The sequence below is a fragment of the Inquilinus sp. OTU3971 genome (assembly GCF_038440215.1).
On the sequence record NZ_JASATH010000033.1, the window covers coordinates 17,135 to 42,102 of the forward strand.

At 67.4% G+C, this 24,968-nt stretch carries 25 protein-coding genes; 23 read left to right on the top strand and 2 right to left on the bottom strand.

Going from position 1 to position 24,968, the window contains the following annotated elements; translation table 11 throughout:
* Positions 1-16: 16 nt before the first annotated feature.
* The 19 genes from nuoN to AAHM41_RS11225 all read left to right on the top strand — a co-directional run bounded on the left by nuoN (position 17) and on the right by AAHM41_RS11225 (position 21,924).
* Entirely contained in the window at positions 17-1,480 is a 1,464-nt protein-coding gene (gene nuoN, locus AAHM41_RS11135) for an NADH-quinone oxidoreductase subunit NuoN (protein ID WP_342236638.1), read from the top strand.
* Positions 1,480-2,238 carry a biotin--[acetyl-CoA-carboxylase] ligase gene (locus AAHM41_RS11140; protein WP_342236602.1) on the top strand — a complete coding sequence of 253 codons (759 nt, stop codon included), beginning with the start codon at positions 1,480-1,482 and terminating at the stop codon, positions 2,236-2,238. Before nuoN ends, AAHM41_RS11140 begins: the two co-directional genes overlap by 1 nt.
* Position 2,239: 1 nt before the next feature.
* The gene (locus AAHM41_RS11145; RefSeq protein WP_342236603.1) at positions 2,240-3,025 is read left to right on the top strand and encodes a type III pantothenate kinase; all 786 of its coding nucleotides are present in this window, start codon (positions 2,240-2,242) and stop codon (positions 3,023-3,025) included.
* The gene (locus AAHM41_RS11150) at positions 3,022-4,704 is read left to right on the top strand and encodes a ribonuclease J (protein WP_342236604.1); all 1,683 of its coding nucleotides are present in this window, start codon (positions 3,022-3,024) and stop codon (positions 4,702-4,704) included. Before AAHM41_RS11145 ends, AAHM41_RS11150 begins: the two co-directional genes overlap by 4 nt.
* Before the next feature lie 2 nt (positions 4,705-4,706).
* Positions 4,707-5,111: a methylmalonyl-CoA epimerase gene (gene mce / locus AAHM41_RS11155; RefSeq protein ID WP_342236605.1), complete on the top strand. Its 405-nt coding sequence runs from the start codon at positions 4,707-4,709 to the stop codon at positions 5,109-5,111.
* Positions 5,112-5,184: 73 nt separating this feature from the next.
* Positions 5,185-5,451: a DUF1467 family protein gene (locus tag AAHM41_RS11160; RefSeq protein ID WP_138890698.1), complete on the top strand. Its 267-nt coding sequence runs from the start codon at positions 5,185-5,187 to the stop codon at positions 5,449-5,451.
* Complete coding sequence (locus AAHM41_RS11165) at positions 5,430-6,005, top strand: DNA-3-methyladenine glycosylase I (protein WP_342236606.1); 576 nt, start codon at positions 5,430-5,432, stop codon at positions 6,003-6,005. The genes AAHM41_RS11160 and AAHM41_RS11165 overlap by 22 nt, the downstream gene beginning before the upstream one ends.
* 593 nt (positions 6,006-6,598) lie before the next feature.
* Positions 6,599-8,362, top strand: coding sequence for a hypothetical protein (locus tag AAHM41_RS11170; protein ID WP_342236607.1), 1,764 nt, complete (start codon positions 6,599-6,601; stop codon positions 8,360-8,362).
* A gap of 170 nt (positions 8,363-8,532) precedes the next feature.
* A complete protein-coding gene (gene proS, locus AAHM41_RS11175) occupies positions 8,533-9,846 on the top strand; it encodes a proline--tRNA ligase (RefSeq protein ID WP_342236608.1) in 1,314 nt (437 codons plus the stop codon).
* Positions 9,847-9,869: 23 nt separating this feature from the next.
* Positions 9,870-11,132, top strand: coding sequence for a lipoprotein-releasing ABC transporter permease subunit (locus tag AAHM41_RS11180; protein ID WP_342236609.1), 1,263 nt, complete (start codon positions 9,870-9,872; stop codon positions 11,130-11,132).
* Positions 11,125-11,826, top strand: a complete 702-nt coding sequence (locus AAHM41_RS11185; protein ID WP_342236610.1) for an ABC transporter ATP-binding protein — start codon at positions 11,125-11,127, stop codon at positions 11,824-11,826. Before AAHM41_RS11180 ends, AAHM41_RS11185 begins: the two co-directional genes overlap by 8 nt.
* Positions 11,827-11,888: 62 nt before the next feature.
* Positions 11,889-12,119 carry an AbrB/MazE/SpoVT family DNA-binding domain-containing protein gene (locus tag AAHM41_RS11190; RefSeq protein ID WP_342236611.1) on the top strand — a complete coding sequence of 77 codons (231 nt, stop codon included), beginning with the start codon at positions 11,889-11,891 and terminating at the stop codon, positions 12,117-12,119.
* Positions 12,109-12,522: a PIN domain-containing protein gene (locus AAHM41_RS11195; RefSeq protein ID WP_342236612.1), complete on the top strand. Its 414-nt coding sequence runs from the start codon at positions 12,109-12,111 to the stop codon at positions 12,520-12,522. Before AAHM41_RS11190 ends, AAHM41_RS11195 begins: the two co-directional genes overlap by 11 nt.
* A 7-nt stretch (positions 12,523-12,529) precedes the next feature.
* The gene (locus tag AAHM41_RS11200; protein ID WP_342236613.1) at positions 12,530-13,777 is read left to right on the top strand and encodes a lipoprotein-releasing ABC transporter permease subunit; all 1,248 of its coding nucleotides are present in this window, start codon (positions 12,530-12,532) and stop codon (positions 13,775-13,777) included.
* 450 nt (positions 13,778-14,227) lie between these two features.
* Positions 14,228-17,701 (top strand): DNA polymerase III subunit alpha, encoded by a 3,474-nt coding sequence (gene dnaE / locus AAHM41_RS11205; protein WP_342236614.1) that lies wholly within the window; start codon positions 14,228-14,230, stop codon positions 17,699-17,701.
* Between the two features lie 262 nt (positions 17,702-17,963).
* Positions 17,964-19,193, top strand: coding sequence for an ABC transporter substrate-binding protein (locus AAHM41_RS11210; protein WP_342236615.1), 1,230 nt, complete (start codon positions 17,964-17,966; stop codon positions 19,191-19,193).
* 15 nt (positions 19,194-19,208) lie between these two features.
* Positions 19,209-20,138, top strand: coding sequence for a carbohydrate ABC transporter permease (locus AAHM41_RS11215; protein WP_342236616.1), 930 nt, complete (start codon positions 19,209-19,211; stop codon positions 20,136-20,138).
* A complete protein-coding gene (locus AAHM41_RS11220) occupies positions 20,135-20,998 on the top strand; it encodes a carbohydrate ABC transporter permease (RefSeq protein WP_342236617.1) in 864 nt (287 codons plus the stop codon). Before AAHM41_RS11215 ends, AAHM41_RS11220 begins: the two co-directional genes overlap by 4 nt.
* 26 nt (positions 20,999-21,024) lie before the next feature.
* A complete protein-coding gene (locus tag AAHM41_RS11225; protein WP_342236618.1) occupies positions 21,025-21,924 on the top strand; it encodes a nucleoside hydrolase in 900 nt (299 codons plus the stop codon).
* A 24-nt stretch (positions 21,925-21,948) separates the two neighbouring features.
* Here AAHM41_RS11225 and mazF read toward each other — a convergent pair whose 3' ends face one another.
* Together mazF and AAHM41_RS11235 are read right to left on the bottom strand one after the other, a co-directional pair.
* A complete protein-coding gene (gene mazF, locus AAHM41_RS11230) occupies positions 21,949-22,284 on the bottom strand; it encodes an endoribonuclease MazF (RefSeq protein ID WP_342236619.1) in 336 nt (111 codons plus the stop codon).
* Positions 22,285-22,536, bottom strand: coding sequence for an AbrB/MazE/SpoVT family DNA-binding domain-containing protein (locus AAHM41_RS11235; protein WP_342236620.1), 252 nt, complete (start codon positions 22,534-22,536; stop codon positions 22,285-22,287).
* A 187-nt stretch (positions 22,537-22,723) separates the two neighbouring features.
* Here AAHM41_RS11235 and AAHM41_RS11240 point away from each other — a divergent pair, with 187 nt between their 5' ends.
* From AAHM41_RS11240 to AAHM41_RS11255, 4 genes are all read left to right on the top strand, one after another.
* Entirely contained in the window at positions 22,724-23,299 is a 576-nt protein-coding gene (locus AAHM41_RS11240; RefSeq protein WP_342236621.1) for a chromate transporter, read from the top strand.
* 4 nt (positions 23,300-23,303) lie between these two features.
* The gene (locus AAHM41_RS11245) at positions 23,304-23,828 is read left to right on the top strand and encodes a chromate transporter (RefSeq protein ID WP_342236622.1); all 525 of its coding nucleotides are present in this window, start codon (positions 23,304-23,306) and stop codon (positions 23,826-23,828) included.
* A gap of 64 nt (positions 23,829-23,892) precedes the next feature.
* Positions 23,893-24,306: a DUF3592 domain-containing protein gene (locus AAHM41_RS11250; protein WP_342236623.1), complete on the top strand. Its 414-nt coding sequence runs from the start codon at positions 23,893-23,895 to the stop codon at positions 24,304-24,306.
* A 108-nt stretch (positions 24,307-24,414) separates the two neighbouring features.
* Complete coding sequence (locus tag AAHM41_RS11255) at positions 24,415-24,954, top strand: queuosine precursor transporter (RefSeq protein ID WP_342236624.1); 540 nt, start codon at positions 24,415-24,417, stop codon at positions 24,952-24,954.
* The last annotated feature ends 14 nt before the right edge of the window (positions 24,955-24,968 follow it).

The following is a 24,968-nucleotide window of genomic DNA, read 5'->3' on the forward strand; positions in this document are numbered from 1 at the left end:
GGATCCGATCGCCATGGTGTCTTTTCCCGATCTGATGCCGGCCCTGCCGGAGATCTTCCTGGCCTGCGCCGGCATGGCGCTGCTGCTGATCGGTGTCTTCCTGGGCGAGAAGTCGACCCGGATCGTCGCCTCGCTGGCGGTGATGTCCTTCATCATCGCCGGCGCCCTGCTGGTGATGGGGTCGGGCGGCCGGACGGTGACCTTCAACGGCATGTTCGTGGCCGACGGCTTCGCCGTCTTCATGAAGATCCTGGTCTTGCTCGGCTCGGCGCTCGCCCTGATCCTGTCGCTCGACTACCTCGAGCATGAGGGCATGTCGCGCTTCGAGTTTCCGGTGCTGTTCGTGCTGGCCACCGTCGGCATGCTGCTGATGATCAGCGCCAACAACCTGATCTCGCTGTATCTCGGCCTCGAACTGCAGAGCCTGTCGCTCTATGTCGTCGCCGCCTTCAACCGGGATTCGGAGCGGTCGAGCGAGGCCGGGCTCAAGTACTTCGTGCTCGGCGCCCTGTCCTCCGGCCTGCTGCTGTACGGCATCTCGCTGGTCTACGGCTTCCTCGGCACCACCAGCTTCGAGGCGCTGGCCCAGGCCCTGTCCGGCCAGGCCGCGGCCGGTGGCGTGCTCGGCGGCAGCGCGATGGGTGTGATCATCGGCCTGGTCTTCATCTGCGCCGCTTTGGCCTTCAAGGTCTCGGCCGTGCCGTTCCACATGTGGACGCCGGACGTCTACGAAGGCGCGCCGACGCCGGTCACCGCCTTCTTCGCGGTGGCGCCGAAGGTGGCGGCCATGGCGCTGTTCGTCCGCGTGCTGGTCGAGCCGTTCGGCCATCTCACCAGCCAGTGGCAGCAGATCATCGTCGTCGCCTCGGCGCTGTCGATGATCCTCGGCGCCTTCGCCGCGATCGCGCAGACCAACATCAAGCGGCTGATGGCCTATTCCTCGATCGGCCATGTCGGCTTCGCCCTGCTCGGCCTCGCTGCCGGCACCCAGCAGGGCATCACCGGCGTGATCGTCTATATGGCGATCTACGTGCCGATGAGCCTGGGCGCCTTCGCCGTGATCCTGTCGATGCGGATCAATGGCAAGCAGGTCGAGGGGATCCAGGACCTCGCCGGCCTCGGCAAGTCCAGCCCCGGCCTGGCCTTCGCCCTGGTGGTCATGATGTTCTCGATGGCCGGCATCCCGCCGCTGGCCGGCTTCTTCGCCAAACTCTACGTGTTCAAGGCGGTGATCGAGCAGGGTTTCATCGTGCTCGCGGTGATCGGCGTGCTGGCCAGTGTGGTGTCGGCGGTCTACTACCTGAAGATCATCCGGGTGATGTATTTCGACGAGCCGAAGGTCGCCTTCGACAAGGCGGAAGGCGCGGCCATCCCGGCGATCCTGGCCGTCTCGACCCTGTTCATCGTCGTGTTCTGGCTGCTGCCGGCGCCGCTGACCGGGGCAGCCCAGGCGGCCGCGGCCAGCCTGTTCGGGGGCTGATGCCCGACAGTCCCACACAGGTCACGCTGCCGGCAGGCTGGCGGCTCGACGCAAGGGACAGCGTCGGCAGCACCAATGACGAGGCACGGGTGCTCGCCGCGGCGGGCGCCCCGCATGGCACCATCGTCTCGGCCCGGCGGCAGGACGCGGCCCGGGGCCGGCGCGGCCGCGCCTGGTCCGCGCCGGAAGGCAACCTCTACTGCTCGGCGATCCTGCGGCCGCAGGTGCCGTTCAGCCGGGCCGGGGAGCTGACCTTCGTGGTCGGCATCGCCGTGGCCGACGCGGTGGCCGGCTTCGGGCTCGAGCCGAAGCTGAAATGGCCGAACGATGTGCAGATCGCCGGCGACAAGATGTGCGGCATCCTGCTGGAAGCCGCGGTTGCGCCGGACAGGACGGTCGACTGGATCGTCGCCGGGATCGGGGTGAACGTCGCCCACCACCCCCAGCTCGCCGATTACAACGCCACCAGCCTGCACGCCGCCGGCGCCAAGGACGCGACGGTCGAGGCGCTGCTGGAGCGGCTGGCGGCGGCGCTGGACCGGCGCCTGGCGGAATGGCGGGCAGGGGGCTTCGACGCCACCCGGGCGGCCTGGCTGGGCCGTGCCGTCGGCCTCGGTGCCCGCATCAAGGTGCGGCTCGAGACCGAGACGCTGGAGGGCGTGTTCGAGCAGATCGACCCCAGCGGCGCTCTGATCTTGCGCACCGACACCGGCCGGCACAGCATCACCGCGGGCGACGTCTTCTTCGGGAGGGGCTGAGATGCTTCTCGCCATCGATGCAGGCAATACCAACATCGTCTTCGCGGTGTTCGACGGGGCGCAGCAGAAGGGCCAGTGGCGCATCGCCACCGACAGCCGCCGCACCTCCGACGAATACGCGGTCTGGCTGGTCTCGCTGATGGCGATGCGCGGGCTGCGCCCGGTCGACGTCACCCGCTCGATCCTGTCCAGCGTGGTGCCGGCCGCCACCTTCAACCTGGCCAAGCTGTGCCGCGACCATTTCGGCACCGACCCGATGCGGGTGGGCGACCCCGAGGTCCAGCTCGGCATCAAGAACCTGCTGCGCAACCCGCGCGAGGCCGGCGCCGACCGCCTGGTCAACGCCGTCTCCGCCGGCGCCGCCTATCCCAAGCCGCTGATCGTGGTCGATATCGGCACCGGCACCACCTTCGACGTGGTCAACGCCGATGGCGACTTCGTCGGCGGCATCATCGCCCCGGGACCCCAATTGGCGCTCGACGCGTTGCACAAGGTGGCGGCCCAGCTGCCCAAGGTCGAGATCGTGCGGCCGGAGCAGGTGATCGGCTACGGCACCATCAGCGCCATGCAATCCGGCATGTTCTGGGGCTATCTGAGCATGATCGAAGGGCTGATCACCCGCATCAAGGCCGAGCTGTCGCCGACCGGCACGCCGCCGGTGACGGTGATCACCACCGGCGGCCTCGGTAGCGTTTTCGCCCAGGCGACCCATATGATCGACCACATCGACAGCGAACTGACCCTGCGCGGACTGCGCCTCATCTACGAGCGAAACACCACCACATGAATGCATCTCCCGCGGCCGGCGCCAACGGCCCCGACGACGCCCTGTACTTCCTGCCGCTCGGTGGCGCCGGGGAGATCGGGATGAACCTCTATCTCTACGGTCATGCGGGCCACTGGCTGATGGTCGATTGCGGGGTCACCTTCGCCGACGAATCGGTGCCGGGCGTCGACCTGATCGTGCCCGACCCGGTGTTCATCGAGCAGCGGCGCGACAAGCTGCTGGCGCTCGTGATCACCCATGCGCATGAGGACCATGTCGGCGCCATCACCCATCTGTGGCCCGACCTGCGCTGCCCGATCTACGCCACGCCCTTCACCGCCGCGGTGCTGCGGATCAAGCTGCGCGAGACCGATTTCGCCGACCAGGTACCGATCATCGAAGTGCCGCTGGGAGGCGATGTCGAGATCGGCCCGTTCGGCGTCGGCTTCATCACCATGACCCATTCGGTGCCGGAGCCGAACGCCCTGGTGATCCGCACCAGGCACGGCAATGTCATCCACACCGGTGACTGGAAGCTGGACCCGGCGCCGCAGATCGGCGCCGTGACCGACGAAGCCAAGCTGCGCCGGCTCGGCGACGAGGGCGTGCTCGCGGTGATGGGCGACAGCACCAACGCCCTCAACCCCGGCCGTTCCGGCTCGGAGGAGGAGGTGCGCATCGGGCTGGCCGAGGTGATCAAGGCCCAGCGGAACCGCGTCGTCGTCACTTGCTTCTCCTCCAATGTCGCGCGCATCCACAGCGTGGCGCTGGCGGCACAGCAGGCCGGGCGGCAATGTGCCCTGGTCGGCCGGTCGCTGTGGAAGATCATGGAGGCGGCGCAGGCCACCGGCTACATGACCGACCTGCCGGAGCCCTTCGTGCGCGAGGACCAGGCCGGCTACATCCCGCGCGACAAGATCGTGCTGATCTGCACCGGCAGCCAGGGCGAGGCGCGGTCGGCCCTGTCCCGCATCGCCGGCGACAGCCATCCGCACATCACGCTCGAGGCCGGCGACACGGTGGTATTCTCGGCCCGCGAGATCCCGGGCAACGAGAAGGCGATCGGCCGGGTGCAGAATGCGCTGGTCGGGCAAGGCGTCACCCTGATCACGCCGGACGACGCCAATGTGCACTGCTCCGGCCACCCGGCGCGGGACGAGCTGACCACCCTCTACCAGTGGCTGAAGCCGCAGGCGGTGGTGCCGGTGCATGGCGAGGAGCGGCACATGCGCGCCCATGCGGCGCTGGCCGAGGCCGGGCAGGTGAAGCAGACGCTGATCCCCCGCAACGGCGCCCTGATCCGCCTGGCGCCCGGGCCGCTGGAGATCGTCGACAATGTCGAGCACGGGAAGCTGGCGCTGGACGGGCACCATCTGGTGCCGATCGGCGGCGAGGCGATCCGCGACCGCCAGCGCATCATCCACAACGGCGCCGCGGTGGTGACCCTGGTGCTCGACCGCGACGGCCGTCTGGCCGCCGACCCGCGGGTGGCGCTGCTCGGCATCGAGGACGCCGAGGACCAGGCCGACAGCGAGGCCGAGGTGGCGGACGAGGTGCGTTCGGCGATCGGGTCCCTGCCGCGGGCCCAGCGCAACGACGACACCGCGATCACCGAGGCGGCGCGGGTGACGGTGCGGCGCACGATCCGCAGCTGGCACGGCAAGAAACCGGTCACCGAAGTGCATCTGGTCCGGCTCTGATCATGATCGGCCGGCTCAACCATGTCGCCATCGCCGTGCCGGACCTTCCGGCCGCGGTGGCGCTCTATGGTGGGACGCTGGGGGCGGAGGTGTCGGCGCCGGTCGATCTGCCGGAGCACGGCGTGACCACCGTCTTCGTCACCTTGCCCAACACCAAGATCGAGTTGCTGCACCCGCTGGGCGAGGGCTCGCCGATCGCCAAGTTCCTGGAGCGCAACCCGAAGGGCGGCATCCATCACCTCTGCTACGAGGTCGAGGACATCCGGGCCGCGCGGGACCGTCTGGTCGCCGCCGGGCTGCGCGTGCTCGGCGACGGCGAGCCGAAGATCGGCGCTCATGGCAAGCCGGTGCTGTTCCTGCACCCGGCCGACCTGGCCGGCACCCTGACCGAGATCGAGCAGGTCTGAGGCCAGGACGAAAAGCCCCATGTCGCCCGGCACCACGGGCGGGTAAGAGGGCAGACACTCCGGGAGGGACCGCATGGGCCTGGTCAGCGGCATCGTCGTCTTCGTCATCATCTGGTGGACCGTGATCTTCATGGTCCTGCCCTGGGGCGTGCGGCCCGAGGTCGACGATGCGCAGCCGGGCCACCAGGTCGGGGCGCCGGCCAATCCGCGGATGTGGCGCAAGGTGCTGATCACCACCGCCATCACCATCGTGCTATGGGTGGTGATCGACATCCTCATCACCGAGAACGTGTTCTCCTTCCGGGACTGGGCGGAATCATGGACGAGAGCGCAGCAGTGAAGGATCCGGTGCCGGCGAAGACCTACTGTGCCTTCGCCAAGCGCGACCCGCTGCACAAGGCCTATCACGATACCGAATATGGCTTCCCGGCCCGCGACGATGCGGTGCTGTTCGAGCGGCTGATCCTCGAGATCAATCAGGCCGGGCTGTCATGGGACCTGATGCTGAAGAAGCGCGAGACCTTCCGTCGCGCCTATGCCGGCTTCGACATCGACAAGGTCGCGGCGTTCGGCGACGCCGACCGCGCCCGGCTGCTGGCCGATCCCGGGGTGATCCGCAACCGGCTGAAGGTCGACGCCGCGATCGACAACGCCAAGAGGCTGCAGGCGATCCGGGAGAGCCACGGCTGCTTTGCCGCCTGGCTCGACGCTCACCACCCGCTGGCCAAGGCGGAGTGGGTGAAGCTGTTCAAGAAGACCTTCCGCTTCACCGGTGGCGAGATCGTCGGCGAGTTCCTGATGAGCCTGGGCTACCTGGCCGGCACGCACCATCCCGGCTGCCCGGTCTACGCCACGATCCTGAAGCTCGATCCGCCCTGGCGGCGAGGAGCATGACGTCGTCGTCTCTGCCCTCTGCAGCATATGTAAGCATGCACAAAAAAACGGCAGGGCCGAAGCGCCTGCCGGTCGAAAACCTGTCTTTTTAATTGTGTCCAGCGGATTTTAATCCTGCCGGCACTCCCGACAGTTTCCTCCCTAAACTCGAGCCTGCCCTTGTCATTCTTTTTGTTCAGGCGAGGCGGACCTTAGCGAGGAATAGCGGGGCTGTCACGCAGAATCGCATGCCCCCCATGCGGTCAGATCGGGGCGAATTTGTGCACAAACAAATCCGCCGGAATCGCCGCCGCCGGACCCATGTCCCACACGCAGCCGGCGAGCGCTTCAATGCCCACCTAGGTGAGGAAGCCGGAGGCTATTCCATGGGCGATTGCGCAAGCCGGCGGCATCGCCGCGGCGCGGACCACGGAGGTCATTCATTCCGGTCGTGCATTGAACCATACCAAAACCGGGGCTGGCGATCTCGGCCGCTTCCGCTCACTCATTCTGGTCTGGGGGCTGCTCACCAGCAGATTCGTTCAATCATTCCTTCAGTTATTCCACGCTGATTCACAATTGGCTCTCAGGGCACAGCAACGGAGGACAGGCCGATGACGGATGCACCAGCGACCGGACAAGGGAATGGAGGCCGGAGCGGTGACGCCGACCTGGCGAACCAACCGAGATTTACCAGCTGGGTCGATGCCCTGACGAGGGCTAACGCCAGTGGCAACCTCCCCTCATCGTCCCGGGCGGGGAACGGCGGCGGTGGACAGCAGGAGGGGGCCATCACCGCGGCATCGCCGCAGCCTGCCCCGGGGGGCGAGTGGATCGAGATGCTGCCGTCCGGAGCGGAAGTGACAGCGGCAGTCACCGAGTTGCTCCACCGCGACCTCGAGCTCGCCCGGAAGGTGGACGCCGTCTTCAAGGATCCCGACTTCGTTGCCTTCATGGGCACTCGGACTGACTCGGACGATCCGGAACATACCGCTCCGGACCTGGAGGCGGTCCAGGCCGCTGTCCGGCAAATCATCAACGAGATTGGCGCGAGACCGTCCGACAAAAATGCCGCCATCCGCTGGGGGCTCAATTTCTGGCAGGTTGCCAAGACGACGGGCCTGATCAGCCTCCTGGGTTTCGGTCTCCGGCCAGGTTTCCAATCCTTGACCGCTCAGTCGCTGAAGCTTGGCCAGCCTGACGAAAATACCGGGCTTGCCGAAGGCGTCTACTACACAGGTCAGGCTGTCAGCTCTCTCATCATGCTGACCTCGGCCGCCTTGAACGCCAAAGACCAGAAGTGGGATGCGACCATCGGAGACCTTATCTATACCTTGTCCATGCTAGGCGGTATTGGATTCGCGAAAAGCTACGACGTCGCTGCCAGCCTTGCGCCGGCGACGGTGGGCGCCGCTTTCTATGCAACCTTCACTGAAATCTTAAAGACATTCAGGACGATAAAGGTGCCGCAGCTTGCCGGCGTCGACCCGACCGGTTGGAGAAAGATCGGAGTATATATGGCGGGGGCCACTACGTTTACCTTGAGTTTCATTCCTGCCACAGCTTGGTCATATTCAAACGATTACGTCGGGCCCGGCGGGTTCGCAGACCAGAATGCCGGCGACCTCATCCGAAGAGGAGCCCAGATCGGCGCCTTGTGGGCCGGAGCGCTGGTCGGTTACAGCACCCTGACGCCGCCGCTCGTGAAACTGGTCGCGGGCAACCAATTCGGAGCCATCGGCCCGCTCGAATACGAGGCCGAGTGGAAATCGAACAAGGAATTACTTGAGAAGAGTCCAAAGGAATTGCTAAAATCTGCATTTTCGGTTGCAAACGATAGCAATAAGTTCTTTGCATTCGTCCTGGTGTTCAATACGTATTTAGCGCTCAATGGAGGAGTGCGGCTAGGCCCAGCGGGGCGGGATGCCATTCCGAATGAAGCGCTCCGTATATTCGTCAATACAGTAATTTCAAGCATTTTTTGTCTAGGTCTCTGTTATATTTACGAAATGCAATACGGCACGAGGAAGCAGAAGCCAAGCGAGATCTTGACCGAAGGCAGCGAAGGACACGATCGGGTGGAGGCTGCCCTGGATGCGTTTTACGGTGAGGTGGTCGCAGCGGAAGAACCGATCCCGATAGCGGACCTGCCCGATCTGATCGCGCAACGTGCAGCCACTTTGGAGACCGACGCGGAGAGCGCATTGTTCACCGTACTTGTCTACACCCAGACAGTGCCCCGGGCGATCGAAGAGGACCGGATATCGAATGTGGCGTCCACGCCGCCGCGGTCGGAGGAGGGCGGATCTGACGCAGATGATCCGGAGCGAGCAGCCTTGCCGCCGGAGGACGATGTCAGTCCGGGCGGAACCCGATGACCGGCGGCCGCCCTGCTGGCGGCCTCCGACATCACTCCCCGGGGCACGAACATTGCGGCGAGTGTCGGGAGTTTCGCGATGCCGCGGAACCCCGCATGGACAGGCTGCCGGTCCTTCCCTAAAGTCGCGCGCCTGAAGTGTCCCAACGGTTCCAGACGAAGGCCCGCTCGATGCGCCTGTCCCAGTTCTTCCTGCCCACCCTGAAGGAGAATCCCAGCGAGGCGCAGATCGTGTCGCACCGGCTGATGCTGCGCGCCGGCATGATCCGCCAGCAGGCGGCCGGCATCTATTCGTGGCTGCCGCTTGGCTTCCGGGTGCTGAAGAAGATCGAGCAGGTGGTGCGCGAGGAACAGGACCGCTTCGGCTGTCAGGAGATCCTGATGCCGACGATCCAGCCGGCCGATCTGTGGCGCGAGAGCGGCCGCTACGACGATTACGGCAAGGAGATGCTGCGCATCCGCGACCGCAGCGACCGCGACATGCTGTACGGGCCGACCAATGAGGAGATGGTCACCGACATCTTCCGCTCGTCGGTGAAGAGCTACAAGCAGCTGCCGCAGCTGCTGTACCACATCCAGTGGAAGTTCCGGGACGAGGTGCGCCCCCGCTTCGGCGTGATGCGCGGCCGCGAGTTCCTGATGAAGGACGCCTACAGCTTCGACATCGACTACGAGTCCGCGCGGCGGTCGTACAACAAGTTCTTCGTCTGCTACCTCAGCACCTTCGCCCGGCTGGGGCTGAAGGCGGTGCCGGTGAAGGCCGACACCGGCCCGATCGGCGGCGATCTGAGCCACGAGTTCCAGATCCTGGCCGAGACCGGAGAAAGCCAGGTCTATGTCGATCCGCGGCTGCTGGAGCTGGACACCGAGGCGCGGCAGCTCGGCCCCGACGATGATCTGGCCGCCTTCGTCGACCGCGTCACCGGCCTCTACGCCGCGGCGGACGAGATGCACGATGCGGCCAACTGCCCGGTCCCGGCAGCCGAGCTGCAGACCCGGCGCGGCATCGAGGTCGGCCACATCTTCTATTTCGGCTCCAAATACTCGGCGCCGATGGGCGCGACCGTGGCCGGGCCGGACGGCACCCCGCGGCCGGTCGAGATGGGCAGCTACGGCATCGGCGTGTCGCGCCTGGCCGGCGCCATCATCGAGGCCAGCCATGACGAGGCCGGCATCATCTGGCCGGATGCGGTGGCGCCCTTCGATGTCGGGCTGATCAACCTGAAGCCGGGCGACGCCGCCTGCGACGCGGCGGCCCAGGACCTGTACCAGCGCTTCCAGGCCGCCGGCCTCGACCCGCTCTACGACGACCGCGACGAGCGGGCAGGGGCGAAGTTCGCCGAGATGGACCTGATCGGCCTGCCCTGGCAGGTGGTGATCGGGCCGCGCGGCGCCGCCAACGGCGTGGCCGAGATCAAGCGCCGGGCCACCGGCGAAAAGATCGAGCTGCCGCTCGACGCGGTGGTGGCGCGGATCAAGGGCTGAGCCCGCGATCCGCCGGTGCCAGCATGTTCAACGCCTTCGAACGGACCGTCGCCTTCCGCTACCTGCGGGCCCGCAGGAAGGAAGGCTTCATCTCCGTCATCGCCGGCTTTTCCTTCCTCGGCATCCTGCTGGGCGTGGCGACGCTGATCATCGTCATGTCGGTGATGAACGGCTTCCGCGCCCAGCTGGTGCAGCGCGTGCTCGGCTTCGACGCCCATCTCAAGGTCAGCGCCGCGGCCGGCGCCGGCCTGCCGGATTATGGCCCGCTGGCAGACCGGCTGCGGCAGGTGCCGGGCGTGGTGCGGGTGACGCCGGTGATCGAGGACCAGGCGCTGGTCAGCCGCGATTCCGACTTCACCAGCTTCCAGGGCGCGCCGGCGGCGGTTGAGGGTGTCGAGCCGGCGGATTTCCTCGGCCGTCCGGCGATCGCGAGGTCGATCCTGATCGACAGGCCGGAGGATTTCTCCGGCACCGACGGGGTCGCCATCGGCAGCGGCCTGGCCGGCCAGTTCGGCGTCCGTCTGGGCGACGAGCTGACGCTGGTCACGCCGCATTTCAACCGCACCGCCTTCGGCTTGGTGCCTCGGGCCAAGACCTACACCGTGGCCGCGATCTTCACGACCGGGCTGCAGGAGGTCGATTCCGCCACCGTCTTCATGCCGCTCGAGGCGGCGCAGCAGCTGTTCCAGATGAAGGACCAGGCCGGCGGCCTCGACATCTTCACCACCGATCCGGAGCGGCTCGACGCCGTGCGGGCGAAGGTGGCCGAGACGGTGGGGCCGGACCTCAAGGTGTCGGACTGGCGCGACGCCAACGCCACCATCTTCACGGCGCTGCAGGTCGAGCGCAGCGCCATGTTCATCATCCTGACCCTGATCATCCTGGTGGCGGCCTTCAACATCGTCTCCAGCCTGGTGATGCTGGTGAAGGACAAGGGCGGCGACATCGCCATCCTGCGCACCATGGGGGCTTCGCGCGGTGCCATCCTGCGCATCTTCTTCCTGGCCGGCGCCACCATCGGCACGGTCGGCACCCTGGCCGGGCTGGCGCTCGGCCTCGGGCTCGCCGCCAATGTCGACGCCATCCGCGAATGGCTGCAAAGCGTGCTCGGCCCCGGCACCTTCGCCGCCGAGTTCAGCTTCCTGGCCTCGCTGCCGGCGCTGGTCGATCCGGGCCAGGTGGTCGCGGTCTGCCTCCTTGCCATCGGCCTGACCTTCCTGGCCTCGATCTTCCCGGCCTGGCGGGCCGCCCGGCTCGATCCGGTGGAGGCCCTGCGCTATGAGTGACGCCGCCATGACCACCGCCGCCGAGGTGCTTCGCCTCGAAGGGATCCGCCGCAGCTTCCACCAGGGCGAAACCCGGCTCGACGTGCTGCGCGGCGCCGGGCTGTCGCTGGCCGGGGGCGAGATCGTCGCCCTGGTCGGCCCCAGCGGCGCCGGCAAGTCGACCCTGCTGCACATCGCCGGCCTGCTGGAGCAGCCGGATGGCGGCACCATCACCATCGCCGGCCAGCGCTGCGACGGGCTGGGCGACGGGCCGCGCACGGCGCTGCGCCGCTCGGCCATCGGCTTCGTCTACCAGTTCCACCACCTGCTGCCGGAGTTCAGCGCCATCGAGAACGTGGTGCTGCCGCAGATGATCGCCGGCCAGCCGCGGGCTGCCGCGCGCCAGCGGGGGCGCGATCTACTGGCCCGGGTCGGCCTGGCCGGGCGGCTGGAGCATCGCCCGGCCCAGCTGTCGGGCGGCGAGCAGCAGCGCGTCGCCATCGCCCGGGCGCTGGCCAACGCACCGAAGGTGCTGATCGCCGACGAGCCGACCGGCAATCTCGACCACACCACCTCGGACGCCGTGTTCGAGATGCTGGTCGAGGTGGTGCGGTCGACCGGCGTCGGCGCCCTGATCGCGACCCACAACCTGGATCTGGCCGCACGCATGGACCGGGTGGTGGAGATGCGCGACGGCGTGCTGGCGGCGCGGTAGGGGTGCGGCGAGCGCCCGTTCCATGATATACTTTGAAAAATGTATATGGATGGAGGGTTGCCGTGCAGGTTGCCAAATGGGGAAACAGCTTGGCCGTCCGCTTGCCTGCCGCCGTGGTCGAGGCGCTGAATCTGAAGGAAGGCGACGACATCGAAATCCACGTCCAGGACAAGCGGGAGTTCGGCGTGTCGCGCAAGCCCGGGCGGGAGGAGTGGCTGGCCCGGCTTCGAGCGTTCCGCGGCCGCCTGCCCGAGGATTTCAAGTTCGATCGGGACGAGGCGAATGCCCGGTAGCTTCTTCGATTCGAACGTGCTGCTCTACATCGCGTCCGCGGATAAGGCCAAGGCGGATCGGGCGGAACGCCTGATCGCCGAAGGCGGCACGATCAGCGTCCAGGTGCTGAATGAAATCGCGAATGTAGCTCGCCGGAAGATGACGTTGTCGTGGGACGAGACACGGGCGTTCCTGTCGATGGTGCGTGCCCTCTTGCCGGTGGAGCCGCTGACCGCGGCGCTTCACGACACGGGCCTCGCGATGGCCGAGCGATATGGCTTCTCGATCTACGACGCCATGATCGTCGCCGCGGCGCTTCAGGCCGATTGCGAGACGCTCTGGTCGGAGGATATGCAGCACGGGCTGATCGTCGAGGGTCGGCTGCGCATCGCCGATCCCTTCGCACCGGCATCCGGTCCCTGAGAGACCTATGTTCAACGCCTTCGAACGCACCGTCGCCTTCCGCTACCTGCGGGCCCGCCGCGGCCAGGGCTTCGTCTCGCTGATCGCCGGCTTCTCGCTGCTCGGCATCATCATCGGCGTCGCGACGCTGATCACCGTCACCTCGGTGATGAACGGCTTCCAGACCGAGCTGCTGGCCCGGTTCCTCGGCCTCAACGCCCATGTCAGCGCCGCTCCCCTGGGCGGGGCCGCCATCGCCGATTACGAGGCGGCGGCCGGGCGGCTGCGCGGGGTCGATGGCGTCACCCAGGTCGTGCCGGTGGTCGAGGGCCAGGCGCTGGCCAGCGCCGGCAAGGCCTCGGCCGGCGTCCAGATCCGCGGCGAAAGCCCGGAGGACTTCCTGGCCCGACCGCTGGTCGCCCAGAACTTGCAACTGCAGGCGCCCGGCGCCTTCGCCGGCGGCGACGCGGTGGCGATCGGCCGCGGCCTGGCCGAAAAGCTCGGCCTCGCCCTCGGCGGCAAGCTCACCCTGCTGGCGCCGGCCGCGGCCGGGCAGGGGGAGCAGTCCGCCGGTCCGACCGCGCGGGCCTTCACCGTGGTCGCGATCTTCGATGCCGGCCTCTACCAGTTCGACAGCGGCGTCGCCGTGCTGCCGTTGCCGGCGGCGCAATCGCTCCTCGGGCTCAAGGGCGTGTCCCGGCTCGACCTCTATGTCCGCGACCCGGACCGGATCGGCGAGATCGCCGCGGCCCTGCAGCAGGCCGCCGGCCCCGGAATCCGCTTTTTCGACTGGAAGCAGGCGCTGTCCGGCTATCTCGACATCGTCGCCGGGCAGCGCAACGTGCTCTTCGTGATCCTGTCGCTGATCGTGCTGGTGGCGGCCTTCAACATCATCTCCAGCCTGATCATGCTGGTGAAGGAGAAGGGCGCCGACATCGCCATCCTGCGCACCATGGGCGCCTCGCGCGGGTCGATCCTGCGCATCTTCTTCCTGGCCGGCGCCACCATCGGCATCATCGGCACCCTGGCGGGGCTCGGCCTCGGCATCGCCCTGGCCGACAGCCTGGAGACGCTGCGGCAAGGACTGCAGCAGCTGACCGGCACGCCGATCTTCGACCCCAGGCAATACTCCCTGACCCGGATCCCAACCGAGATCGACGCCGCCGAGGTGATGCTGGTCTGCGGCATGGCGCTGGCCCTGTCGCTGCTGGCCTCGATCTACCCCGCCTGGCGGGCCGCGCGCCTCGACCCGGTCGAGGCTCTGCGGTACGAGTGAGCGTTTGCCCGATGTGAGGAGAGGCCTTAAAATCGTGGCATGCGAACCGGACCAACGACGACCCCTGGGCGTAAGGCTATCGATCTCCTCGCCGAGTTGGATCGGAACCGGGAATCGGCCCTGATTGCGCAACTCGAAGGCATTGCCCGCGGAGATCAGGCAGTCGAGGCGGGGCGGACGCTGACGCAAAGCGAGGCCATGCAGCGCATGGCGCGATGGCTGAGCTAGAGGTCCGCTGAGAATATAGACGCCAAACGAGGCGACCTATTTATTGTCATTGCCAGGCTTGACCCGGCAATCCAGAAGATCCCGACAGTCTGTGGACGCCCGGGTCGAGCCCGGGCATGACAGTTTTGGGTTCGGTTGCTGTCCGAGATAGCCTATCAATAAACCGTCGCCCGATTCCCCGAACCGGGCCGTCCCCATTCCGTCGCCGCGGAGAGCCGCCGCATGCCACACGCCGATTTCGTCCATCTGCGCGTGCACAGCGCCTATTCCCTGTCGGAAGGGGCGATCAAGATCAAGGAGCTGGTCGGCATCTGCAAGAAGCTGCAGATGCCCGCCGTTGCGGTCACCGACACCGGCAACCTGTTCGGCGCGCTGGAATTCTCCTTCGCCGCCAAGGACTACGGCATCCAGCCGATCATCGGCACCATCCTCAGCATCACCCGGGCGGAGACGGAATCGGGCGCCCGCGTCGGCGGCCCGGCCATCGCCGAGCCCGACTGCCTGGTGCTGCTGGCCCAGAACGAGGCCGGCTACGAGAACTTGATGGCGCTGACCAGCCGCGCCTATCTGGAGACCGAGCAGGGGCTGGCGCCGCAGCTCGCGCTGGAAGCCCTGGAAGGCCACACCGAGGGCGTCATCGCCCTGACCGGCGGGCCGAAGGGCCCGGTCGGCCGCCTGCTGCTGGCCGAGCATCCGGAGCGGGCGCTGGCCACGCTGCGCTACCTGAAGACGCTGTTCCCCGGCCGGCTCTATGTCGAGCTGATGCGGCATGGGATGGAGGAAGAGGACCGGATCGAGGCCGGGCTGATCGACCTCGCTTATCAGGAGGACGTGCCGCTCGTCGCCACCAATGACTGCTTCTTCGCCGGCGAGGACATGTACGAGGCGCATGACGCGCTCTTGTGCATCGCCGACGGCACCTATGTGGTCGAGGCCAACCGCCGGCGGGTGACCCGCGATCACCGCTTCCGCTCGGCCGAGGAGATGCGGCAGCTCTTCGCCGACCTGCCGGAGGCGGTCGACAACACGCTGGTGATCGCCCGGCGCTGCGCCGTGATGCCGAAGAAGCGGAACCCGATCCTGCCGACCTTCCCGAGCGAGGCCGGCCGGACCGAGGCGGAGGAGTTGCGCGCCCAGGCGCATGACGGGCTCACGGCCCGGCTGGAAGCGCATGTCTACACGCCGGAGATGACGGCGGAGGAGCGCGAGGCGGTGCGGGAGAAATACACCGCCCGGCTCGACTACGAGCTCGACGTCATCGAGAAGATGGGGTTCCCGGGTTACTTCCTGATCGTCTCGGACTTCATCAAATGGTCCAAGGCGCACGACATCCCGGTCGGGCCGGGCCGCGGCTCCGGTGCCGGCTCGGTCGTCGCCTGGGTGCTGACCATCACCGATCTCGACCCGCTGCGCTTCGGCCTGCTGTTCGAGCGCTTCCTGAACCCCGAGCGCGTGTCGATGCCCGACTTCGACATCGACTTCTGCCAGGACCGGCGCGACGAGGTGATCACCTATGTCCGCGACAAATACGGCCACGACCGGGTCGCGCAGATCATCACCTTCGGAAAGCTGCAGGCCCGCGCCGTGCTGCGCGACGTCGGCCGGGTGCTGCAGATGCCGTACGGCCAGGTCGACCGCATCTGCAAGCTGGTGCCGAACAATCCGGCCAACCCGGTCACCCTGGCCCAGGCGATCGAGGGCGAGCCGGCGCTGCAGCAGGAGCGCGACAACGACCCGGCGGTGCGCCACCTGATCGATCTGGCGATGAAGCTTGAGGGCCTCTACCGCCACGCCTCGACCCACGCCGCCGGCGTGGTCATCGGCGACCGGCCGCTGCACCAGCTGGTGGCGCTGTACCGAGACCCGCGCTCACCGATCCCGGCCACCCAGTTCAACATGAAGTATGTCGAGCAGGCCGGGCTGGTGAAGTTCGACTTCCTCGGCCTGAAGACGCTGACGGTGCTGCGCACCGCCGAGAACCTGATCAAGGCCAGCGGCGTCGAGATCGACCTGGCGCATATCCCGCTCGACGACACGCCGACCTACACCATGCTCGGCCGGGCGGAGGCGACCGGCGTGTTCCAGCTGGAAAGCTCGGGCATGCGCGATGTGCTGCGGCGGATGAAGCCGAACCGCATCGGCGACATCATCGCGCTGGTGGCGCTGTACCGCCCCGGCCCGATGGACAACATCCCGACCTTCATCGAGGTCAAGAACGGCACCAAGGCGCCCGACTACCTGCACCCGTCGCTGCAGCCGATCCTGGAAGAGACCTACGGCATCATGGTCTACCAGGAGCAGGTGATGCAGGTGGCGCAGACGCTGGCGGGCTACTCGCTCGGCGGCGCCGACCTGCTGCGCCGCGCCATGGGCAAGAAGATCAAGGCGGAGATGGACGCCCAGAAGGCCACCTTCGTCGAGGGCGCTGTGGCCCGCGGCGTGCCGGCCGGCCAGGCCTCCACCATCTTCGACCAGGTCGAGAAGTTCGCCGGCTACGGCTTCAACAAGTCGCACGCCGCCGCCTATGCCATCGTCGCCTACCAGACCGCTTATCTGAAGGCCAACCATCCGGTCGAGTTCCTGGCGGCGTCGATGACGCTCGACCTCGGCAACACCGACAAGCTGAACGTTTTCCGGCAGGAGCTGACGCGCCTGCGCATCAAGCTGCTGATCCCCGACATCAACAAGTCCGATGCTGTCTTCGCGGTCGAGACCCTGCCCGACGGCAGCAAGGCGATCCGCTACGCCCTCGGCGCGATCAAGGGGGTGGGGCCGGAGGCGATGCGCAGCCTGGTGATCGAGCGCGAGCGCGGCGGACCCTTTAAAGACCTGTTCGACCTGGCCCGGCGGCTCGACCTCAAGCTCCTGAACAAGCGCCAGCTGGAGAACCTGGCCCGGGCCGGAGCCTTCGATTCGATCGACGGCAACCGCGCCCGCGTTGTCGCCTCCTTCGAGACGCTGCTGCGCTACGCCCACACCATGGCGGCGGAGCGCGAGAGCGGCCAGATCGGCCTGTTCGGCGGCCCTGCCGGCGGGGGCTTGAGCGCACCGCCGCTGCCGACCATCCCGGACTGGGATTCGATGGAGCGGCTGCGGCAGGAGTTCGACGCGGTCGGCTTCTACCTCTCGGCCCATCCGCTCGACACCTACAACACCAAGCGCCTCGGCTCGGTGCGCTCGGCCGAGATCGGCCAGAAGATGCGGATGGGCCACACCCAGCTCCGCCTCGCCGGCATCCTGATGGCCAAGCGCGAGATGACGACCAAGACCGGCAATCGCATGTGCTTCGGCACCTTCTCCGACGCCAGCGGCGTGTTCGAGGTCACCTTCTTCGCCGAGACCCTGGCCACGGCCCGGCAGCTGCTCGAGGTCGGCGCCGCTTTGGCCATGGCGGTCGAGATCCAGAGCCGCGGCGAGGAACTGCGGCTGACCGCGCTGTCGGTCGAGCCGATCGACCAGGCCCTGGCCCGCAGCGCCGCCCGCTTCGTCGTCTATGTCGACGGGGTGCAGGCGATCCAGCCGCTGCACGGGCTGCTCGACCGCGAAGGGCAGGGGCGCTGCAAGGTCAACCTGCAGCTGCTGCTGTCGCCGACCAAGGAGGTCGAGATCGAGCTGCCCGGCGGCTACGCTGTCGGCGGCCGGGCCAAGGCGGCGCTGAAATCGGTCCCCGGCGTGCTCGGCGTCGAGGAGTTCTGAGGCTTCGCCATAACCGCCCGGCGCGACATCCCGCAACCGCCCAAGTCAGGCCCCGCCGGCGAAAGCCCGTGGGGCTTTTCCGTTTTGCGCAACGGACGCCTCGACTTTGCTGGTTGACTCATCATACCAGCACACCATAATGCCGGTAACCAACAGGCGGCCGAACCGCCGGGCATAGACGACCTCAACGTCTCCATCGCCGGGGGAGGGCGACATGCAGGCTCTGACGCGTCGATCCATGGTCGCGGGCGCAGCGATGCTAATGGCGGCTTTCGTCGCTGGCCCCGCCTGGGCGCAGGAGGCACCGGCCAAGCCGGTCACGATCGAGTTCTTCGGCCTCGCCTCGCACAATTGGCCACTGGTGATCGAGCGCTTCCAGGCCGATTACCCGACCGTCACCGTGCATTTCACCAAGTTCGGCACCGACGAGCTGAAGCAGGCGCTGCGGGTGGGCGCGTCGTCGGGCAAGCTGCCGGATGCCTGGTGGAACTGGGGCGGGTCGCTGGCCTCGCCCTACAACCGGGCCGGTCATGCGCTGAAGCTGACGCCGGAGCTGCTGGCGGCGCTCGGGGTCGAGGCCAATGTGACGCCGGCGGCGCTCGACATCACCCGCGACGGCGCCGACCTCTACGGCATCCCGAACAAGATCGGGCCCTTCGGCTTCGTCTACAAGAAAGCGCTGTTCGACAAATACGGGCTGCAGCCGCCCCAGAGCTTCGCCGAGCTGGAGAAGGTCGCCGAGACGCTGAAGGCGAACGGCGTCACGCCGTTCTCGATCGGCGGCAAGTTCAGCTGGATGACGATGCGCTTCTTCGACTTCTTCCTGGAGCATTATGCCGGGCCGGAAGGGCATGACGCGCTGCTGGACATGGCGGAGTCCTGGGAGTCCGAGCCGGTCATCCAGTCCTTCACCAAGCTGAAGGAATGGGCCGACAAGGGCTACTTCCCGGACGGATTCCTGACCGTCGACCCGGCCACCAACATGCCGCTGCTCTACAACGACCAGGCGGCGATGGTGTTCGACACGCCGAGCCTGGAGTTCAGCCGCATCGTCCGCGAGGGCAAGTCGCCGGCCGATTACGGCACCTTCCCGCTGCCGACCGACCGGACGCCGAAACGGGTGCCGGGTTCGCCGTCGCAGATCCAGGTCAATGCCGAGGCCTCCGACGACGTGCGCAAGGCCGCGCTGCTGTTCGCCAGCTATGTCGTGCGGCCGGAGATCGCGCCGGTCACGGCGCAGGCGGTCGGCTTCCCGAGCGCGACCAAGGGCATCCTGCCGGCCGAGGACCTGCCAATCCAGCGGCAATGGTCGACATGGACCCAGGGCGAGATCGGCTTCTACCGGCTGACCGACCAGGGCCTGCCGCAGGATGTCGTCGCCGCCTATTTCGAGGCGCAGGATTCGGTGCTGCTCGACCTGATGTCGCCGGAGGAGGCGGCGGCCCAGGTGCAGGAGGCGATCGACCGCAGCAAGAGCCGCGCCAGCAACTGACGGGAGGCCCGCGGCATGGCCGACGCCAGCCTGCAGACGAGCCGGAGGCGGCCACCGCGGCGGCTGCCGCGCAAGCTGGTCGAACAGGTGCTGGCGCCCTGGCTGTTCCTGGCCCCGGCGGCGCTGATCTTCGCCATCGTTCTGGTCTATCCGATGGCGTATTCGAGTTGGCTCAGCCTGTTCCGATGGGACGGCGTGTCGCCGGACAAGCTGTGGGTTGGGCTCGGCAACTATGTCGAGCTGTTCACCCGCAACCGGGTGTTCTGGATCGCGCTCAAGAACAACGTGATCTGGAGCCTGCTGTCGCTGGTGGTCCCGACCGGCATCGGCCTGGCCCTGGCGCTGGCCCTCGAAGGCCGGTTCCGCGGCAGCGCCTTCTTCCGCAGCGTCTTCTACTTCCCGGCGATCCTGTCGATGAGCATCGTCGGGCTGATCTGGAGCTGGATGTACCACCCCAGCCTCGGTCTGGTGAATCAGATGCTGGAGGTGCTGAGCCTCTCCGGCCTCGAGCGCAACTGGCTGTCGGACCCGAAGATCTCGCTCTACTCCGTCTTCGTCGCTGCCGCCTGGCACAATGCCGGCCTGCCGATGTTGCTGTTCCTGGCCGGGCTGCAGACCATCTCCAGGGAGGTGCTGGACGCCGCCCGCATCGACGGTGCCGGCCGGTTCCAGCGCTTCTGGTACGTGACCTTCCCGCTGCTGCGCGAGACCACCATGGTCGTGGTCGCGATCACCGCCATCAACTCGCTGAAGGTCTACGACATCATCTACGTCATGACCTATGGCGGCCCGGCCAACCGCACCCAGGTACTGGGCAGCTGGATGTATTTCCTGACCTACAACCACAACGAGGTCGGGCTCGGCACCGCCATCGCCGTCATCCTGTTCCTGCTGACCCTGGTCTTCGCCGTCCCCTACACCCGCCACATGGTGCGCACCCGATGACGGCCGTCTCCCTCGCCGGCGCGGCGGTCCGGGGCCGGCCGTTCCGGCTGCGCTTCGGGTCGCTCGGCTTCTACGCCGCGCTGGCCATCGGCGGCATGGTCTGGACCGCGCCGCTGATCATCCTGGTGTTCACGGCGCTGAAGAGCGCCGGGGATTTCGCCCAGAACGGCGCCTTCGCCCTGCCGCAGTCGCTCGAATTCGGCAACTTCGCCAAGGCCTGGGCGATCGGCATCCAGACCTATTTCTGGAACTCGATGGTGCTGACCGTGCTCAAGGTCCCGGCCGGGATCTTCATCTGCTCGCTCGCCGCCTTCGCTTTGACCAAGATGAAGATGCGCGGCAGCAGCCTGGTCTTCACCATCTTCCTGCTCGGCCTGATCGTGCCGATGCAGATGACGCTGGTGCCGTTGACCCTGCTGTACCAGCGCCTCGACCTGATCGACAGCCTGCCGGGGCTGTTCTTCCTCTATCTCGGCTTCGGCCTGCCGCTCGGCATCCTGGTGCTGCGCGGCTTCTTCCGCGCGATCCCGGCCGAGATGATCGAGGCGGCGCGGATCGACGGCTGCTCCTGGTGGGGCGTGTACCGGCGGGTGGTGATGCCGCTGGCCACGCCCGCGGTGGTCTCGCTGCTGATCCTCGACGGCATCGCCACCTGGAACGAGTTCATCCTGGCCCAGATCTTCATCCGCACCGAGGCGCAGCGCACCCTGCCGCTCGGGGTGGTGCAGTTCAGCACCGAATTCTCGACCGCCTACGACCTGCTCGCGGCCGGCCAGCTGATCACCATCGCGCCCTTGCTCCTGCTCTACCTGTTCTTCCAGCGCTACTTCGTCCACGGCATGGCCGGGGCGGTGAAATGAGCGCGCCAGCGAAAGGGAACTGATACGTGCTGCCCCCGGAGAAGAAGGCCCGCCTCATCCTCAACACCGACGCCAAGAACGAGGCGGACGACCAGTACACCATCGTCCATGCGCTGCTGACGCCGAGCCTGGACCTGCACGGCATCAGCCCGGCGCATTTCGGCACACTGAAGTCGAAGACCAGCCTCGAGGACAGCCATGACGAGGTGGCCAGGCTGCTGCAGCTGATGGACCTGTCCGGCCGGGTCCGGGTCGCCGACGGCGCCGAGGGGGCGCTGCCGGACGAGCGGACGCCGGTGCCCTCCGCCGGCGCCCATCTCATCGTCGAGGAGGCGATGAAGGACGATCCGCGCCCGCTCCACGTCGCCTTCCTCGGGCCGCTCACCGACATGGCCTCGGCGCTGCTCATGGAGCCGCGGCTGAACCAGCGCAACGTCGTCGTGGTCTGGATCGGCGGCGGGCCATGGCCGACCGGCGGCCGGGAATACAACCTGTCCAACGACATCGCCGCCGCCAATGTGGTGATGCGGTCGAAGGTCCAGCTCTGGCAGATCCCGATGACCGTCTACCGGATGATGGCGGTCGGCTATGCCGAGCTGTACGAGCGGGTCTACGACAAGGGGCCGATCGGCAAGTACCTGGTCGACCAGCTGGTGGAGTGGAACCTGAAGGTCCATCCCGGCCCGATCGAGCACCGCTCGCTCGGCGACACGCCGGCCCTGTCGGTGATCCTCAACCCGAATGGCGGGATCTCGGAATGGGTGCCGGCGCCGGAGTTCAGCCCGCAAATGCACTACATCCACACCGGCGCGCACCGGCCGATCAAGCTGTACCACTCGATCGACGTGCGCTGGATTCTGGAGGACTTCTTCGCCAAGCTCGCCCGCTTTGCTCGCGGCGAGCAGGAGTTCGCCACCTTCGGCTGACGGGGAGGGCGGCGGCTGCGTGTCTCAGATCAGCGCGCGCAGCTTCTTGCGGACATCCGTGATCTCGCTCGCCGAGGCCCGGCCCTTGAACACCGCTCCGCGCGCCCGCCAGTCGAGCGACTTGACCTGATCGGCCAGCACCGCGCTGGGGATGCCACCGGCGATTGGCACCTCGAAGGGGTAGCCCTTCAGCTTGGTCGTCATCGGGCAGGCGATCAGCAGCCCGATCTTGGCGTTGTAGGGGGCCGGGGAGAGGACGAGGGCCGGGCGGTGCCCGGCCTGCTCGTGCCCTGCCTGGGGGTCGAAATCGATCCAGATGATGTCGCCACGGTCGGGGACGTAGGCCGGCGGCTTCGCCATTTACCAGACTTCCTTGCCGACAGCCGGCCCGAAATCCACCGGATCGTGCCGGTTCTCGTCGGTGACACCGGCCAGGAGGGTGTCAAGGTCGTCGCCGGCAATACCGTCATCCAGGATCGGCTCGATGACGATGCGGCCGCTTTCCAGCCGGACATCCACCGGCTGGTCGATCGAGATCTGGGCAACCTCCATGATCGCGGCAGGGATGCGCACGGCGGCGCTGTTGCCCCACTTTTTGACGGTCATCCGCATGCGGACCCTCGCATGGCCAACTGTAGATACATCTGTATAAACATTGGTCGAGAGCCGCTCCGTGTCAACAGCTGTCGATACGTCGGCGGGGATCGGCATCACGATCCGATCGGACGCGTTGTCGCGCCCCTTGTTGCCGCGCCGCGCGTGCGCTTGAGTGGAGGCATCGCGGAGAATCGGGGCGGGCATGGCTGAGACCGCAGCGGATGTGGCGGCGCCGGTCGGTCCGCCGGGACTGGGGCAGATCTTCCTGGCCTTCGCCAAGATCGGGCTGACCAGCTTCGGCGGGGGGCTGAGCGGGTGGATGCTGCGGGAGTTCGTGCAGAACCGGCGCTGGATCAGCGAAGCCGACTTCCTCAACGGCCTCGCTTTGGCGCAGGCCTTTCCCGGGGTCAACGTCGTCAACCTGTCGCTCTGGATCGGATTCCGCCTGCGCAGCGGGCCAGGGGCGCTGGCGGGCGTGCTCGGCATGGTGATCCCGGCGATGCTGGTCGCCATTGCCGCCGCCGCGGCCTTCGCCGAGGTGGCGCAAGTCCGCTCCGTCCACCTGGCCTTGGCCGGCGCGGCCGCGGCGGCGGTCGGGCTGTCGCTGCAGATGGGCGTCCGCGCCGCGCGCCGGGCAGCCCGCTCCGCCGTGCCGGTCGCGATCATCCTCATCACCTTTCTAGCGATCGGCGTGCTGCACCTGCCGCTGCTGCCGGTGATGGCGGTGCTGGCACCACTCAGCATCGCTTACGCCGCCTGGCGGCCGCGGAAGGACTGAGCCGATGGACAGCATCCTGCTGCGGCTGCTGATCGTCTTCGTGCCGCTGTCCTTCCTCAGCGTCGGCGGCGGCCAAAGCATCATCGCCGACATCCATCGCCAATCGGTCGGCGTCTATGGCTGGATGACCGACGCCCGCTTCCTCGACCTGTTCGGCCTGTCGCGGATGACGCCGGGGCCGGGGTCGCTGCTGGTGACGCTGGTCGGCTGGCAGGCCGCCGGCTGGGCCGGGGCGCTGGTGGCGACGGCGGCGATCTTCGTGCCGTCCTCGCTGCTGGTCTACGGCTTGGCGCGGCTGTGGGCGCGATATCGCGGCGCGTCGTGGCAGCGTGCGGTCGAGACCGGGCTGGCGCCGGTCGCCGCCGGCATGGTGCTGGCCGCCTCCTTCACCCTGCTGCAGGCGGCGGAGGGCGGGATGCTGGCCTGGGCCGTGGCCGTGGTCTCCTGCCTGTCCCTGCTGTTCACCCGGGTCAGCCCCTTCCTGCTGCTGGGTGCCGGCGCGGTCGTGTTCCTGCTGGTCCAGCCCTGACCGTTCCGGAGATTGCCACAATACCGGCTTATGCCCGATCCTGAGCGAAACGGGGGAGGCGGCGATGGCACGAGTCACCGGCGTCAGGGCTATATCGACGGTCGGTCTGATTTTTGTCTGTCTCGGCCTGCTGGGGCTGATCGCCGCCGGCGTGCTGGGCCTGCTGGAGATGAACAGCAGCCGGCAGGCCAGGGCTAACGGCGTCATCGTCGATTTCGCCATCGGTCCGGTGGTCGAGTACACGACGGGGCAGGGGGCAACGGCGCAGTTCCGCAGCGGCGTGCGCAACACCTCCTTCGTGCTCGGCCAGCGCGTGCCGGTCGCCTACGACCCCGCCGATCCGGCCGACGCGTCGATCGACGGCTTCGTCGGGCGCTGGTTCCTGCCCGGCCTGTTCGCCATGATCTTCGGCGTCTTCCTGGGGATCGGAATTGTGCTGTTCCTGCTAGGGCGGATGCTGCGGCCCCGCTTGGCGTGATCACGCCTGGCGTAAGGGTGGCCAAGCCGGCCGAGTTGCGCTAAAAGCCCCACCGGACCCGGGCGCCGAGGGCTGCGCCGCGGGCGCTTTTTGTTGGAAGAACCTGTCTTGCGCACCGAAACCCGCGGCATGGGCCTGGCACTGATCGCGATGATCACCGTCGTGGTGGCCTCGAACTACCTGGTCCAGTTCCCGATCAACGACTGGCTGACCTGGGGTGCCTTCACCTATCCGGTCACCTTCCTGGTCACCGACCTGACCAACCGCTTCTTCGGTCCGCGCCGCGCCCGCCAGGTCGCCTATGCTGGTTTCGCGCTCGCCGTGGTGCTGTCGCTGTGGCTGGCCGACTGGCGCATCGCCGTCGCCTCCGGCACCGCCTTCCTGGTCGGGCAGCTGCTCGACATCCACATCTTCGACCGGCTGCGCCGCGCCGCCTGGTGGCGCGCGCCCTTCATCGGCTCGGCCCTCGGCTCGGTGGTCGACACCGCGATCTTCTTCACCATCGCCTTCGCCGGCACCGGCCTGCCGATCCTGACCCTGATGGCCGGCGACCTGGCGGTGAAGCTGGCCTGCGCCCTGCTGTTCCTGGCCCCGTTCCGGGCGCTGATGAACCTGGTCATGCCGATGCCGGCGCTGCAGAACGGCTGACCCAGGCCTTCGCC

What these genes read in the sequence shown, in the direction of transcription:
- AAHM41_RS11140 (WP_342236602.1), top strand. Translation starts at nt 1,480, where the DNA reads ATGCCCGACAGTCCCACACAGGTCACGCTGCCGGCAGGCTGGCGGCTC.
- AAHM41_RS11145 (WP_342236603.1), top strand. Translation starts at nt 2,240, where the DNA reads ATGCTTCTCGCCATCGATGCAGGCAATACCAACATCGTCTTCGCGGTG.
- AAHM41_RS11150 (WP_342236604.1), top strand. Translation starts at nt 3,022, where the DNA reads ATGAATGCATCTCCCGCGGCCGGCGCCAACGGCCCCGACGACGCCCTG.
- mce (WP_342236605.1), top strand. Translation starts at nt 4,707, where the DNA reads ATGATCGGCCGGCTCAACCATGTCGCCATCGCCGTGCCGGACCTTCCG.
- AAHM41_RS11160 (WP_138890698.1), top strand. Translation starts at nt 5,185, where the DNA reads ATGGGCCTGGTCAGCGGCATCGTCGTCTTCGTCATCATCTGGTGGACC.
- AAHM41_RS11165 (WP_342236606.1), top strand. Translation starts at nt 5,430, where the DNA reads ATGGACGAGAGCGCAGCAGTGAAGGATCCGGTGCCGGCGAAGACCTAC.
- AAHM41_RS11170 (WP_342236607.1), top strand. Translation starts at nt 6,599, where the DNA reads ATGACGGATGCACCAGCGACCGGACAAGGGAATGGAGGCCGGAGCGGT.
- proS (WP_342236608.1), top strand. Translation starts at nt 8,533, where the DNA reads ATGCGCCTGTCCCAGTTCTTCCTGCCCACCCTGAAGGAGAATCCCAGC.
- AAHM41_RS11180 (WP_342236609.1), top strand. Translation starts at nt 9,870, where the DNA reads ATGTTCAACGCCTTCGAACGGACCGTCGCCTTCCGCTACCTGCGGGCC.
- AAHM41_RS11185 (WP_342236610.1), top strand. Translation starts at nt 11,125, where the DNA reads ATGAGTGACGCCGCCATGACCACCGCCGCCGAGGTGCTTCGCCTCGAA.
- AAHM41_RS11195 (WP_342236612.1), top strand. Translation starts at nt 12,109, where the DNA reads ATGCCCGGTAGCTTCTTCGATTCGAACGTGCTGCTCTACATCGCGTCC.
- AAHM41_RS11200 (WP_342236613.1), top strand. Translation starts at nt 12,530, where the DNA reads ATGTTCAACGCCTTCGAACGCACCGTCGCCTTCCGCTACCTGCGGGCC.
- dnaE (WP_342236614.1), top strand. Translation starts at nt 14,228, where the DNA reads ATGCCACACGCCGATTTCGTCCATCTGCGCGTGCACAGCGCCTATTCC.
- AAHM41_RS11210 (WP_342236615.1), top strand. Translation starts at nt 17,964, where the DNA reads ATGGCGGCTTTCGTCGCTGGCCCCGCCTGGGCGCAGGAGGCACCGGCC.
- AAHM41_RS11215 (WP_342236616.1), top strand. Translation starts at nt 19,209, where the DNA reads ATGGCCGACGCCAGCCTGCAGACGAGCCGGAGGCGGCCACCGCGGCGG.
- AAHM41_RS11220 (WP_342236617.1), top strand. Translation starts at nt 20,135, where the DNA reads ATGACGGCCGTCTCCCTCGCCGGCGCGGCGGTCCGGGGCCGGCCGTTC.
- mazF (WP_342236619.1), bottom strand. Translation starts at nt 22,284, where the DNA reads ATGGCGAAGCCGCCGGCCTACGTCCCCGACCGTGGCGACATCATCTGG.
- AAHM41_RS11235 (WP_342236620.1), bottom strand. Translation starts at nt 22,536, where the DNA reads ATGCGGATGACCGTCAAAAAGTGGGGCAACAGCGCCGCCGTGCGCATC.
- AAHM41_RS11240 (WP_342236621.1), top strand. Translation starts at nt 22,724, where the DNA reads ATGGCTGAGACCGCAGCGGATGTGGCGGCGCCGGTCGGTCCGCCGGGA.
- AAHM41_RS11245 (WP_342236622.1), top strand. Translation starts at nt 23,304, where the DNA reads ATGGACAGCATCCTGCTGCGGCTGCTGATCGTCTTCGTGCCGCTGTCC.
- AAHM41_RS11250 (WP_342236623.1), top strand. Translation starts at nt 23,893, where the DNA reads ATGGCACGAGTCACCGGCGTCAGGGCTATATCGACGGTCGGTCTGATT.